12 protein-coding genes are annotated in these 12842 nt (G+C 67.8%); 10 read left to right on the top strand and 2 right to left on the bottom strand.

What is annotated here, in order from left to right:
• Position 1 precedes the first annotated feature (1 nt).
• Positions 2-874: a dimethylarginine dimethylaminohydrolase family protein gene (locus tag D9X30_RS11545; protein WP_153946817.1), complete on the bottom strand. Its 873-nt coding sequence runs from the start codon at positions 872-874 to the stop codon at positions 2-4.
• 189 nt (positions 875-1063) lie between these two features.
• Between D9X30_RS11545 and D9X30_RS11540 the strand changes: the two genes are divergently transcribed.
• The 7 genes from D9X30_RS11540 (at position 1064) to D9X30_RS11510 (ending at position 7769) form a co-directional block, all read left to right on the top strand.
• Complete coding sequence (locus D9X30_RS11540) at positions 1064-1486, top strand: Lrp/AsnC family transcriptional regulator (RefSeq protein ID WP_153946707.1); 423 nt, start codon at positions 1064-1066, stop codon at positions 1484-1486.
• A 145-nt stretch (positions 1487-1631) separates the two neighbouring features.
• Complete coding sequence (locus D9X30_RS11535) at positions 1632-2792, top strand: HPP family protein (protein ID WP_153946706.1); 1161 nt, start codon at positions 1632-1634, stop codon at positions 2790-2792.
• 122 nt (positions 2793-2914) lie between these two features.
• Positions 2915-4018, top strand: coding sequence for an AI-2E family transporter (locus tag D9X30_RS11530; RefSeq protein ID WP_153946705.1), 1104 nt, complete (start codon positions 2915-2917; stop codon positions 4016-4018).
• The gene (locus D9X30_RS11525) at positions 4015-4692 is read left to right on the top strand and encodes a paraquat-inducible protein A (RefSeq protein WP_153946704.1); all 678 of its coding nucleotides are present in this window, start codon (positions 4015-4017) and stop codon (positions 4690-4692) included. Before D9X30_RS11530 ends, D9X30_RS11525 begins: the two co-directional genes overlap by 4 nt.
• A gap of 59 nt (positions 4693-4751) precedes the next feature.
• Entirely contained in the window at positions 4752-5459 is a 708-nt protein-coding gene (locus D9X30_RS11520; RefSeq protein WP_153946816.1) for a paraquat-inducible protein A, read from the top strand.
• On the top strand, positions 5446-7077 hold the full coding sequence (locus D9X30_RS11515; RefSeq protein ID WP_153946703.1) for a PqiB family protein: 1632 nt from the start codon (positions 5446-5448) through the stop codon (positions 7075-7077). Before D9X30_RS11520 ends, D9X30_RS11515 begins: the two co-directional genes overlap by 14 nt.
• Complete coding sequence (locus D9X30_RS11510; protein ID WP_153946702.1) at positions 7074-7769, top strand: PqiC family protein; 696 nt, start codon at positions 7074-7076, stop codon at positions 7767-7769. The genes D9X30_RS11515 and D9X30_RS11510 overlap by 4 nt, the downstream gene beginning before the upstream one ends.
• 4 nt (positions 7770-7773) lie before the next feature.
• On the opposite strand, the gene D9X30_RS11505 is transcribed toward D9X30_RS11510, so the two are convergent.
• The gene (locus D9X30_RS11505; protein ID WP_153946701.1) at positions 7774-8331 is read right to left on the bottom strand and encodes a nucleoside 2-deoxyribosyltransferase; all 558 of its coding nucleotides are present in this window, start codon (positions 8329-8331) and stop codon (positions 7774-7776) included.
• Positions 8332-8802: 471 nt separating this feature from the next.
• Here D9X30_RS11505 and D9X30_RS11500 point away from each other — a divergent pair, with 471 nt between their 5' ends.
• The 3 genes from D9X30_RS11500 (at position 8803) to D9X30_RS11490 (ending at position 12822) form a co-directional block, all read left to right on the top strand.
• Positions 8803-9381 (top strand): fimbrial protein, encoded by a 579-nt coding sequence (locus D9X30_RS11500; protein WP_249640943.1) that lies wholly within the window; start codon positions 8803-8805, stop codon positions 9379-9381.
• 127 nt (positions 9382-9508) lie between these two features.
• Positions 9509-10252 (top strand): fimbria/pilus periplasmic chaperone, encoded by a 744-nt coding sequence (locus D9X30_RS11495; RefSeq protein ID WP_228770825.1) that lies wholly within the window; start codon positions 9509-9511, stop codon positions 10250-10252.
• 2 nt (positions 10253-10254) lie between these two features.
• Positions 10255-12822, top strand: coding sequence for a fimbria/pilus outer membrane usher protein (locus D9X30_RS11490; RefSeq protein ID WP_228770824.1), 2568 nt, complete (start codon positions 10255-10257; stop codon positions 12820-12822).
• The last annotated feature ends 20 nt before the right edge of the window (positions 12823-12842 follow it).

Genomic DNA, 12842 nt, shown 5'->3' with positions numbered 1-12842 from the left:
TTCATGCCGCAGCGGCACGCCGCATGGGCGTGCTGACGCGGTCGAGCCGCAAGGTCATGCAGTACGCGCCGCCGCCCGACAGCATGTACGGCGTCAGGTCCACTTCGTGCAGCCGATACCCGCGCCGACCCAGTTCATGGCGTAAATGCGATGTGGTGCGCGTCATTACCACGTGGTCGTCCAGATTGACCGCGTTGACGCTGAAGTGGCGCAGGTCGTCCTCGGTGGCTTCGATGCGCTGGGCCATGGGGACGCGTGCCCGCAGCGTGCGCAGCGCGTTCTCGGTGAAGGCCGGCGGGTAGTACAGCACTTCGCCGCCCGATAGCGGACAGAAGCACACGTCGAGGTGATAGCTCTGCTCGGTGGCCAGTTCCAGCGCCACCACCTCCTGGTCGAATTCGCGCGCCATGGCGTCGGCTGCCTCGCGCGACGAGCGCGGGCCGTAGCCGGCCCAGAAATGGCCGCGCCGCGCGTCCCAGATGCAATCGCCCGCGCCCTCCTGAAAACAGCCGTCGGGCAGCAGTGCCACGCTGTCGATCAGGCCGCGCGCGCGCAGGTCGTCGAAGATCGCCGCGAACGGCTGTTCCTCGCCGCGCCGCTGCGGGTAGCGAAAGCGCGCCAGCACCGCCTTGCCATCGAGCACCACGGCGGCATTGGCCGGGAACACCATGTCGGGCTGGCCCGCCACACCCTCGGCCACTTCCACGGCAAACCCGGCACGGCCCAGCGCATCGTGCAGCGCGTCGAACGACGCCAGCGCGCGCCGATGCATGCCGCCGGGGTCGCGCGCCCAGGCGTCGGGGTCCATCCACGGATTGATGCTGTACGACACGTCGTAGAACGTTGGGGCCACCAGCAGGATGGTCGGGCGCATAAGGGGGCGGATGGTCGGGCGATGGATCACGGCGGCTCTCCTCTGTTCTGGATAAATGGCGATGTCGTGAGTGCATTCTCCTGCCCGTTGGCGCCAACGAATAGTTAGCAAACTGGACAAATCGCTATGTACGTTTGACAATTTGTCTGCATTGGCTGGCAATTTGCCAAGACCTGCCGGAGAGACGCCATGGACGCGACCGATCGACAACTGCTGGGCCTGCTGCGCGACAACGCCCGCATGCCGGTGACGGCGTTGGCACGCGCGCTGCGCGTCTCGCGCGCCACGGTGCAGAACCGGATCGAAAAACTGGAGAAGGAAGGCCAGATCGTCGGCTATACGGTGCGGCTCAAGCCGGAAGCCGAACCGCATCGCATCCGCGCATGGATGACGGTAGCCGTGGAGGGCAACAAGGCGCGCCAGGTGCTGCAGGCGCTACGTGGCGATCCCAACGTGCAGACGCTGCATACGACGAACGGCCGCTGGGACATCATTGCCGAACTGCGCGCCGATACGCTGGAGCAGTTCGACCGCACGCTGGACCGGATCCGGCTGGTCGATGGCATTTCGGCCACCGAGACCAGCATCCTGCTGTCCAGCTACAAACTGTAGAGCCGGATCAGGAACCCCGACGCACCGGTGGCTGCGCCGAATATCATGCCGTGATACATTGCGGGCTCGGCCAATGCGCCACGACGCGCCCGCCCGGCCAATGCGCCGTGTCGCCCCCAACCCTCCAGAGCCGCCCCCGCTTTCGATGCCCGCTGCATTCGACCCGACCTCCACCGTCGCCGAGGCCCGTGCCTGGCTGCGCACTTTTGTCCCGATGCCAATCGCCGCCAACTGGCGCGAGCGGCTAAAGAGCTGCCTGGGCGCCCTGATCGGCCTGGCGCTGACCGAATGGATCTGCCGCCAGTTCCTGCTGGGATTCAACCCATGGTTTATCGCGCCGATGGGCGCCTCGGCCGTACTGCTGTTCGGCGTACCGTCCAGCCCACTGGCCCAGCCGTGGTCGATCATCGGCGGCAATATGGTGGCGGCTACCGTGGGGGTGGCCTGCGCGAAATGGATACCGGACCCCGGCCTCGCAGCGGGCGTGGCGGTGGCTGGCGCCATTGCCCTGATGTTCCAGTTACGCTGCGTGCACCCGCCCAGCGGTGCGGTGGCCGTCACTGCCGTATTCGGCGGGCCGGCGGTGCAGGCGCTGGGCTTCGGCTTCGTGGTGATCCCGGTGGCCGTCAATTCGATGCTGCTGCTGCTGACCGCACTGGCCTTCAACAACGTGACCCGGCGCCGCTATCCGCACCGCCCGTCCGAGGTGGCGGCGCAGCACCACACCCGGGACGTGCCGCCCAGCAAGCGCGTGGGCTTTACCCGGGCGGACCTCGATGCGGTGCTGGCCGCGCGCGGTGAATTCCTGGATATCGAGGAAGACGATCTGGAGGCCATCCTGGTGGCGGCCGAGCTGCGCGCCCATTCGCGCCGCTTTGGCGAGGTACGGTGCGGCGACATCATGTCGCGCGACGTGGTGGCGGTGCGGCCGGGCCAGCTGGCCGCCGATGCGTCCGCGCTGATGACGCGCCATCACATCAAGGCGCTGCCCGTGGTGGATCGCCAGCGCCGCCTGCTTGGCATTCTCACGCAAAGTGACTTTTTCCGCGCCTATCGCGTGAACTCGCGCCGCGTGAATGGTGCGGTGCGCGACCTGATGACCCGTGCCGTGATCACCGCGCGCGCCGAGCATCCGATCGTCAGCCTGGCCCAGGCGTTCTCCGACGGCGGCCTGCACCATGTGCCGGTGCTGGACGAACGCAACCGCGTGGTGGGCATGGTCACGCAATCGGACCTTGTGGCCGCGCTGCTGCGCCAGAGCGACCAGGCCATGGACATGGCCGAAGCCGGCAAGCCGGCGGGGTGATTCACCGCCGGGCGACCACGCCCGCCAATCGTTGACCCGGCAAGGGATTACCCGGAAGCCGCGTCGAATTCCGCTATGCTTACGGCGTTCTCGCAACATGGGCGCCGGACTGGCGTGCAACGATGAGTTCCGGACAACTGATTGAAAAGCTCGCCGCGGTCTTTGCGCTGATCGCGCTGATCGGCGGGTCCCTGCTGGTACTGGCCCCGTTTGCCACCGCGCTGGTCTGGGGCGCGATCCTGGCCTACAGCTCGTGGTATCCCTACACCGTGCTCACGCGGTGGCTGGGCAACCGGCGCGGGCTGGCCGCGCTGATCTGCGTGCTGATCGCCACGATCATCGTGCTGGGCCCGTTCGTCTATGCCGGCGCCAGCTTCTCGGCCCATATCGACGAACTGACCGGCCTGGTCAACCGCTACGCCGAGCGTGGCATCCCGCAACTGCCCGAATGGCTCAGCAGCCTGCCCTATGTGGGGCCGCAGCTGCAATCGAACTACGACCAGATCATCCACGCCGACTCCGAAATGGTGGCCAACCTGCGCAAGCTGATTGCGCCGGTGGGCCATGCGGTGCTGGGCGCGGGGCTGTCCATCGGCGGCGGCCTGGGCCAGCTGGCCCTGTCGATCATCCTGGCGTTCTTCTTCTATACCGGCGGCGAACTGGCCGTGGACTGGCTGCGTGGCGGCATGCGCCGCGTGGCCGGTGAGCGCGCCGACCACCTGATGGCGCTGGCCGGCGGCACCATCAAGGGCGTGGTCTACGGCGTGCTGGGTACCGCGTTCGTGCAGGCCGTGCTGGCCGCCATCGGCTTCTGGATCGCGGGCGTGCCCGGCGCGGCCATCCTGGGCCTGATCACGTTCTTCCTGTCGGTGGTGCCGATGGGCCCGCCGCTGGTGTGGATTCCGGCCGCGCTGTGGCTCTATCACAGCGGCGAGACCGGCTGGGCCATCTTCATGGTGGTCTGGGGCGGCGCGGTGGTGGGCATGGCCGACAATGTCATCAAGCCGCTGCTGATCAGCAAGGGCACCGGCCTGCCGCTGATCTGGATCATGATGGGCGTGCTTGGCGGCGCACTGGCCTTCGGCTTCCTGGGCGTCTTCCTGGGCCCGACCGTGCTGGCGGTGGCCTACGCGCTGCTGCGCGACTGGACCATCGGCTCGCAGGAACGCCCTGGCGTGACCGACGTGACGCCGGCGCCGCCCTCGCAATTGACGCCGGACGCATGACGCCGGACGCGCACGTCTCATCCCAGCCGCCGGCGCAGGACCTGCACCGGCTTGTGGCCTGCGAGTATTGCGACGCGCTCTACGAGCGCACCCCGCTGGCGCCGGGCGAGCGCGCCACCTGCCTGCGCTGCGGCGGCGTGCTGTACCGCGAGAGCAGCCGCGCCTACCAGCGCCTGCTGCCGCTGGTGGTCACCGCGCTGATCCTGTTCCTGGTATCGAACACCTACCCGATCGTCGAGATGGACCTCAAGGGCGTGCGCACCGAGACCACGCTATGGGGGGCCGTGCAGGCGCTGCACAGCGACCACATGACGCTGGTGGCGATGCTGGTGTTCGGCACCACGATCCTGTTCCCGCTCGCCGAGATGCTGATGATGTGCTACCTGCTGGTGCCGATGGCGCGCCATCGCATGCCGCCCGGCTTCGACCGCATCGTGCGCGGCATCCGCCAGACGCGGCCGTGGGGCATGATCGAGGTCTTCATGATCGGCGTGCTGGTGACCGTGGTGAAGCTGTCGACCATGGCCCAGGTGATTCCGGGCGTGGCGCTGTGGTCGTTTGGCGCGCTGGTGGTGGTGCTGGCCGCGATGCTGTCGTTCGACCCGCGCGACCTGTGGCACTACCTGGAGCCGGCCGGCGCCGACGAGGCCCCGCCCCGGGAGGACACCGCGTGACCGGCCCGCGCCCCTCGCGCACGGCCCAGGCGCGCGAACAGCTGGCCCGCTCGCGCCGCATGGCCGCCGACGTGGTGGCCGAGCTGACCGACGACGACGAACGCACGCCCCTGGCGCAGGTGCCCACGGCGACATCGGGCGGCCTGCTGTCCTGCCACGCCTGCGACCTGGTCAGCCCGATCGCGCTCGAGGGCCAGCCCTGCCCGCGCTGCGGTGCCACGCTCCACCAGCGCAAGCCGGCCAGCCTGGCCCGGACCTGGGCCTTCCTGCTGTCGGCGTTCATCCTGTACATCCCGGCCAACCTGCTGCCGGTGATGGTGACCGAATCGATCCTGGGCACGCAGCGCGACACGATCATGTCCGGCGTGATCTACCTGTGGCTGTCGGGCTCGCACATGCTGGCCGGCGTGGTGCTGATCGCCAGCATCATCGTGCCGCTGCTGAAGATGCTGATCCTGACGCTGCTGCTGGCATCGGTCCATTTCAAATCGACGTGGCGCATCCGCCAGCAGACCCGGCTCTATGGCCTGGTCGAAATCATCGGCCGCTGGTCGATGCTCGATATCTTCGTGGTGGCCCTGCTGGCGTCGCTGGTACGCGCCGGCGCGCTGGCCACCATCATTCCCGGGGGCGGGGCGCTGGCCTTTGCTTCCGTCGTGGTCATGACCATGCTGGCGTCGCTGTCGTTCGACCCGCGCCTGCTGTGGGATTCGCTCGACCCGCCCGCCCCTTCGAAATTGCCGGAATCCGACAATGCCCGATCCTGATACCCCTACCCCATCGCCCGGCGTACCCCAGCCCGCGCGCAAGCGCCGCGCCCCGTGGCTGCCATCGCTGGTCTGGCTGATCCCGATCGTGGCGGCCGTGGTGGGCATCTCGCTGCTGGTCAACACGCTGACGTCGCGCGGCCCCGAGATCACCGTCACCTTCCGCACCGCCGAGGGCCTGACCCCGGGCAAGACCGCCGTGCGCTACAAGGACGTGGACATCGGGCTGGTCAAGTCGGTGCGGCTCGCGTCCGACCGGTCTCACGTGCTGGCCTCGATCGAGCTGACCAAGGACGCCGAGAACTTCGCCGTCAAGGACACGCGCTTCTGGGTGGTGCGGCCGCGCTTTGCCATCAGCGGCGTGTCGGGGCTGGAAACCCTGCTGTCGGGCGCCTATATCGGCGTGGATGCCGGCAAGTCCACTGAAAGCCGGCGCAGCTTCACGGGCCTGGAAGTGCCGCCGGTGGTCACCGCCGATGCGTCGGGGCGGCAGTTCGTGCTGCGTGCGCAGGACCTGGGATCGCTGGATATCGGCTCGCCGGTCTACTACCGGCGCGTGCCGGTCGGCCAGGTGGTGGCCTACCAGCTGGAGCCCAACGGGCGCGATATCACGCTGCGCGTGTTCGTCAACAAGCCCTACGACAAGCTCGTGACGGCCGATACCCGCTTCTGGCACGCCAGCGGCGTGGACCTGAAGCTCGATGCCGGCGGCCTGAAGCTGTCCACGCAATCGCTGGTCACCGTGCTGCTGGGCGGCGTGGCATTCCAGGCGCCCGAGAACACCAGCGCGCACGAGGCGGCCGCCGAGAACACCCAGTATCTGCTGGCAGCCGATCAGGCCGAGGCGATGAAGGAACCCGAGGAACTGGCGCCGACGCTGGCCGTGCTGAACTTCGACCAGTCGGTGCGCGGGCTGTCGCCGGGCGCGCCGGTGGACTTCCGGGGCGTGATCGTGGGCCAGGTGCGCTCGATCGGCATCGAATACCAGCGCGACAGGAAGGCGTTCCGCATGCCGGTGGTGGTGGAGCTCTATCCGTCGCGCATGGGTTTCCGCGAACGCGACGTGGCCGACGAGGCGCGCAAGCGCACCATCGTGCAGGCGCTGGTCAAACGCGGCATGCGCGCGCAGCTGCGCACCGGCAACCTGCTGACCGGCCAGCTGTACGTGGCGCTCGACTTCTTCCCGAAGGCGCCGCCGGCCAAGGACATCGACCTCGAAGCCCCGATGCCGGAATTCCCGACCACGCCTGGCACGTTCGACGAACTGCAGGCCAAGCTGGGCGATATCGTCAACAAGATCGACAAGGTGCCGTTCGAGCAGATCGGCCAGGATGCGCGCACGGCCATCGTGTCGATGAACAAGATGCTGGAGACCGCCGACAAGCTTGTGGCGCAGCTCAATGGCGACGTGGCGCCGCAGGTGCTGGCCGCGCTGCAGGATGCGCGCCGGACGCTGACGGCGGCCAACGGCACGCTGGCGTCGGATGCGCCGCTGCAGCAGGACACGCGGCGCATGCTGCAGGAACTGACGCGCACGGCGGTGTCGCTGCGCGCGCTGACCGATTATCTGGAACGCCACCCCGAGGCGCTGCTGCGCGGCAAGACGGAGGACAAATGATGAAACGTTCGCTGACACTTGGCGCGACGCTGCTGGCGGCGGCATGGCTGGCCGGCTGTGCCTCGCCCGAGCCCCGCTACTACACGCTGGCGACCGGTGCCGCCGCACCGGCCGGCGCGCCAACCCCTCCCGCCAATGCCACCGCCACGCAGCCGGTATGGATCGAGGTCGCGCCGGTGCGCGTGCCCGAGCGCCTGAACCGCGCGCAACTGGTGGTGACCGATGGCAATACGGGCAATGTGAAGCTGCTCGACCAGTCGCGCTGGTCGTCGCCGCTGCCCGACGAACTGCGCGATGCGCTGTCGCAGCAGTTGCAGGGCAACCTGGGGGCCGTGGACACGTACCAGCAAGGGATCTCGGACGTCTCGCCGGTGTTCCGCATCACGACCGAAGTGGTGCGGCTGGACGCCGATCCGGGCCAGCGCGCGGGGGCATCGATCGCATGGACGGTGCGCCGCCTGCCCGATGGCCGCGTGCTGAGCGGGCGCACCGAAGCCGACCTGCCCGCGCCGGGCCAGGTCGATGGCGTGGTCGGCGCCTATCGCCAGATCGTGGCCACCACGGCATCGGATATTGCCGCCGGCGTGCAATCGCTGCGCGTGCAGGGCGGCACGGCCGCATTTTCGGCCCCCGCTTTGGCGCCCACCCCGGCCCCCGCCCCGGCCCCACCGGCCCGCCAGGCGGGCAAGTAGGCAGCTAGTCCTCCGGGTCGCCATTGGCCTGCGCCTGGGCCTGCGCACGACGCGCGGCGCGGCGCCGGTCGGCCCCGGCCATCTCGGCCAGGCAGGCCTCGGCATCGCCCTTCACCAGCCGCACGCTGCAGGCCAGCATCAGGTTCATCGGCAGGCCGAAGTTCTCGACCACGTAGTCGTTGGCGTCGCGCGCATCGCCATCGTCGTCGGTGGACACGCGCACGCGGTCCAGCAGCGTGCCGGCATCGGCCGCGTAGCCCCACACCGGTTTCTGTAGCGCCACGGCAAAGCCGACCTCGAAGGCCGTGCCGCTGTCGGGCTCCCCGGGGCCGCGAAAGTCGTCCAGGTTCGCCATCACGATATCGGCCCGCCGGATCAGCGCGATATTGGCCTCGTAGATCCACTGCGCGGTGTCGGGCCCCGACAACCCCTTCGGGGCCGCCTTGTCCAGCGGATAGCACCCTTCGAAGCCATACCGGGCGCAAAGCGTCTTCAGATGCTCGCCCCAGGCGAGCGCATCCTTGCGAAATACGTCGAAGCCGGCGAGGTAGACGGTCTTCATGGCAGGTCCTCGGTTGGGGGCACGCCGGAAGCATACCGCAGGCGGCATCGCCGTTTCGTTGGGTTGCCTCCTTCAGTGCGAATTAAGGAAATTTCTGATCAGAAATCGGCATTCGATTCCATGCCGGACGATGAATACGGCCATGGCATGGATTATCCGCTCAGACCCGTGAAACTACGGCACGTTGGCCGTCTCGGAAGCTTCCGAAAAGCAATAGAAATACTCCCAAAAATCAAAGAATTATTTTCGCCAAATTCCAGAAAATAACGATTCAGCAGGATTATCCGTATCGGTACTGTTTGTCCCCGTCAGGAACGCGCGATGCGCAAGCGGCGTCATGCGCGCCGTGCCGGGGCAGATGCCTTTTGCATGGTTGCGCCTGATTCGCGGCATGGCTGTCTTTGCGCTTTGTCCGACCTTCCCGGTCCGGCCTGGCAGCGATCCCTCTCAACCCATGACATGAGGTCCACAGTGAACCACCATCGAACGAAAATCCTCGCAGCGTCCCTACTGCTTGCCGTGTTGAGTCCGGCCGCATCCGCCTCCGACGGTACCATCACCTTTACCGGCCGGATCACCACGAATACCTGCACGATCTCCGGCAATGGCGGGGGCACCGACTTCACGGTGGCCTTGCCGCCCGTTTCGGCGTCGACCCTGGCGACCGCGGGCAATATCGCCGGCCGTACGCCGTTCAACTTCCAGCTCACCGGCTGCACGCCCGCCACCGCCGACGTGGCGGTCTACTTCGAGCCCGGCGCCGCCGTGGACCTGGCCACGGGCCGCCTGATCAACACCACCGTCAGCGCGCCCGCAACCGACGATACCCCCGGCATCACAGCCGCTACCAACGTGCAGATCGGTGTGCTGAATGCCGACCTGACGAACGTCGCCGTGGGCGCTGCGTTTGCCTCGCAGAACACCCAGCAAGTGGCCATCACGGGCGGCACGGCTTCGCTGCAGTACTACGCGCAGTACGTGGCAACGGGCGGTGCGGCCACCGCGGGCGTTTTCACGTCCGCGTTGACGTATTCGGTCGTGTACCCGTAACCAGCGGCGCCATCCGTGCTCGCGTCCGCCGGCATGCCCTCCCGCATGCCAGCACTACCGGCCGGCCTCGTGCCGGCCTTACAGCCCGCCGTTCATCATGCTCAAGACATCTCGCCACCGCGCAGCCATGGCTGCCGTTCTCCTGGCATTGGCCGCGCCCGGCGCCCTTGCGTCCGTGGTCCTGAACGGGACCCGCGTCGTCTATCCGGAATCGGAACGGGAGGTCACCCTCAAGGTCACCAACGAGGGCGACACGCCATCGCTGGTGCAGGCATGGATCGACGACGGCGACGCGAACGCCTCGCCGGAGGAAGCGAAATCGCCCTTCACGCTGACGCCGCCGCTGTTCAGACTGGATCCGAAGAAGGGACAGACGCTGCGCATCATCCACCTGCAGCAGCCCCTGCCCGGTGATCGCGAGTCGCTGTTCTGGCTGAACGTGCTCGATGTCCCGCCGGTGGCGTCGGGCGGCACTGCGCAGCAGAACTCGCTGCAGTTTGCATTCCGGACGCGCATCAAGCTGCTATTCCGCCCCGCCGGCCTGCCCGGCGACGCGTCCAGCGCGCCCGCCCGGGTGGCCTGGCGCCTGGTGCGCAAGGACGACGGCAGGCAGGTGCTGACCGCCCTGAACCCGACGCCCTATCACATCACCTACACCAGGGTGGAGGCCACCGCGCGCGGCCATGTGTACGCGGTTGACGCCGGTGCCATGGCAAAGCCCGGCGCGACGGTGGAGTTCCCCATCGACGGCACGCACCCCGCCTCTGGCGAGCCGGACGAGGTGCACTACACGTTTATCAACGACTTTGGCGCTGCCGTCACGGGCACCCACAGGAAGCGGCCGGCCGCGCCAGCTGTCACCGGGCAATGACGATGCACAAGCCAAGACCAAGGCCGTCGCGCGTGCTGGCCGCGCACTGGGTACTGGTCACGTCGCTCCCGGCGGCGGCACTGGCTGGTGAGTCCGGCGAGGCGGCCACGGTCGCCACGGTGCAGTTCAACGCGCAGTTCCTGAAGCGGTCGGACGGCTCCATGGTCGATGTCAGCCGCTTCGCCAACGGCAACCCGGTCTCGCCCGGCGACTATCCCGTCGACATCTACCTGAACGGCGCGTGGATTGCACGCGAGACCGTGCGGTTCCGTCCGCAGGACACCGGCGTGGCGCCCTGCATGGACGGCGCGGTCATTGCCCGGCTCAACCTCGACGAGCAGGCGTTGCCGTCGACCAGCCGCAACGCCATTGCGCGGGCCATCCGGGGCCAATGCACCCAACCGTCGGCGATCTCGGAGGACATCGGCTGGTCGTTCAACCTCAACGACCTGCGCCTCGACCTCAGCATTGCCCAGGCCCTGCTGCGCCGCACGCCGCGCGGCAGCGTCAGCCCCGAGTTGCTTGACGATGGCGTGCCGTCGGCCACGGTTGCCTACAACCTCAACACGTTCCACACGACGGGGCATGGCGCGGGCACGTTCACGTACCTGGGGCTCGATGCGGGCCTGAACATCGGGCCGTGGCACTTGCGGCAGCGATCGTCGATGAGCTGGCAGTCGGTCGGCAAGGACAGCTACAACTACCAGAACATCGCCACCTATGTGCAGCGGGACATTTCCGCCTGGCGCAGCCAGCTCACGCTGGGCGACGCCTATACCGATGGTGCCGTCTTCGACAGCTTCTCCGTGCGCGGCGCGAACCTGGCCAGCGACGACCGGATGCTGCCGGACTCGTCGCGCGGCTATGCGCCGCTGGTACGCGGTGTGGCACGCTCGAACGCGCGCGTCACGGTCACGCAGAACGGCAACAAGCTCTACGAGACGACCGTCGCCCCCGGCCCGTTCGAGATCAGGGATCTCTATGCCACCGGCTACGGCGGCAACCTGCTGGTCACGGTGACCGAGGCCGACGGCAGCCAGAGCAGCTTTACCGTGCCCTATGCGTCGGTCGTGCAACTGCTGCGCCCCGGCATCACCCGCTATTCGGCGGCGGCAGGCGAATACCGCACCGGGTCGAGCATCCGGAACAGGCGCGAGAAGCTCGTGCAGGGCACGGTGCAGCACGGCTTCAACAATCTCGTCACGGGCTACGCGGGCCTTGTGCTCTCGGAGGGATACCAGGCGGGGCTGCTTGGCGCGGCCTTCAACCTGCCCGTGGGCGCCTTCGCACTGGACGCCACGCATGCGCGCGCCATGATCCCCGGCTTCGAGGACAGCAGCGGGCAGAGCGTGCGCATCAGCTATAGCAAGTTCGTGCCGACGACCAGCACCAACATGACCATCGCGGCATACCGCTACGCAACCCGCGGCTTCTGGACGATGCGCGATGCATTTGCCGCGCGTTCCAGCGGTGGCAACGCCCGCGCGGTGGACCGCCAGCGCAGCCAGATCCAGCTCACCTTGAACCAGGGCCTGGGCGATCGATGGGGAAGTCTCTATCTGACCGGCACGTCTGCCGAGTACTTGAATCGGCGCGGCACGGCGCTGATGTTCCAGGTGGGCTACAGCAACGCAGCCAACCTGTTGGGGCTGCCGATGACCTACAACATCGCGGCGTCGCGCCAGCGCGAACTACTGACCGCGCGGTTCAGCACGCAGGTCTTCGCCAGCCTGACCGTCCCCCTGGGAAAGGGCAGCCATGCCCCGATGCTGTCCTTCTCGGGGACGCACAACAGCGGCAGCGAGTCATCGCAGCAGATGCGGCTGAGCGGCACGGCGCTGGAAGACAACGCGGTGACCTACGGCCTGAACGTCGACCGGATGCCGCACGCGACAACGGGCGGCGGCAATGTCCAGTACCGCACGCCGTACACCACGGTATCGGCGTCGGTCAGCGGCGGCAGCCGATACACCCAGTACTCGGGCGGCCTGCAAGGCGCGCTCGTGGCGCACGCGGGCGGCGTCACGCTGGCCAACTATCTGGGCGACACCATCGGCATTGTCGAGGCCAAGGGCGCCTCGGGCGCGCGGGTTGCCAACGCGCCGGGCGTCAGGATCGACGCGTTTGGCTACGCCATCGTGCCGTACCTGCAGCCCTACAACATGAACACGATCGAACTGAATCCGAAAGGCCTGCCGCTGGACGTCTCGCTGGACGCAACCAGCGTCCAGGTGGCACCGCGTGCAAACGCCGCAGTGAAGATCACGTTTGCGGCGCTGACTGGCCGTTCGGCCATCGTGTCCGCCACCCTGCCGAACGGCAAGCCGCTGCCCTTCGGAGCGACGGTGTCGGACGACAAGCAGGCGGATATCGGCGTGGTGGGCCAGAGCGGCATCATCTTCGCGCGCGGCATCGAGCAGGCCGGACAGTTGCAGGTGACCTGGGGCACGGACAACAGCCAACGCTGCACCATTGCATACGAACTGCCACCACGGGACAAGAACGCCACCACGTATGCCCAGGTGCGCGCCGTATGCCAGCCTCAGCCCGATACGGAGGCAAAAGCGTGATCAGCATGATGCCACACCCG

The sequence above is a fragment of the Cupriavidus sp. U2 genome (genome assembly GCF_009663685.2).
Lineage (GTDB): Bacteria > Pseudomonadota > Gammaproteobacteria > Burkholderiales > Burkholderiaceae > Cupriavidus > Cupriavidus necator_C.
The sequence above is the reverse complement of the archived record's forward strand: the minus strand, read 5'-3'. Positions and strand labels throughout refer to the sequence as shown.

What these genes read in the sequence shown, in the direction of transcription:
- D9X30_RS11530 (WP_153946705.1), top strand. Translation starts at nt 2,915, where the DNA reads ATGAGTTCCGGACAACTGATTGAAAAGCTCGCCGCGGTCTTTGCGCTG.
- D9X30_RS11535 (WP_153946706.1), top strand. Translation starts at nt 1,632, where the DNA reads ATGCCCGCTGCATTCGACCCGACCTCCACCGTCGCCGAGGCCCGTGCC.
- D9X30_RS11525 (WP_153946704.1), top strand. Translation starts at nt 4,015, where the DNA reads ATGACGCCGGACGCGCACGTCTCATCCCAGCCGCCGGCGCAGGACCTG.
- D9X30_RS11505 (WP_153946701.1), bottom strand. Translation starts at nt 8,331, where the DNA reads ATGAAGACCGTCTACCTCGCCGGCTTCGACGTATTTCGCAAGGATGCG.
- D9X30_RS11510 (WP_153946702.1), top strand. Translation starts at nt 7,074, where the DNA reads ATGATGAAACGTTCGCTGACACTTGGCGCGACGCTGCTGGCGGCGGCA.
- D9X30_RS11490 (WP_228770824.1), top strand. Translation starts at nt 10,255, where the DNA reads ATGCACAAGCCAAGACCAAGGCCGTCGCGCGTGCTGGCCGCGCACTGG.
- D9X30_RS11545 (WP_153946817.1), bottom strand. Translation starts at nt 874, where the DNA reads ATGCGCCCGACCATCCTGCTGGTGGCCCCAACGTTCTACGACGTGTCG.
- D9X30_RS11540 (WP_153946707.1), top strand. Translation starts at nt 1,064, where the DNA reads ATGGACGCGACCGATCGACAACTGCTGGGCCTGCTGCGCGACAACGCC.
- D9X30_RS11495 (WP_228770825.1), top strand. Translation starts at nt 9,509, where the DNA reads ATGGCTGCCGTTCTCCTGGCATTGGCCGCGCCCGGCGCCCTTGCGTCC.
- D9X30_RS11515 (WP_153946703.1), top strand. Translation starts at nt 5,446, where the DNA reads ATGCCCGATCCTGATACCCCTACCCCATCGCCCGGCGTACCCCAGCCC.
- D9X30_RS11520 (WP_153946816.1), top strand. Translation starts at nt 4,752, where the DNA reads ATGGCCGCCGACGTGGTGGCCGAGCTGACCGACGACGACGAACGCACG.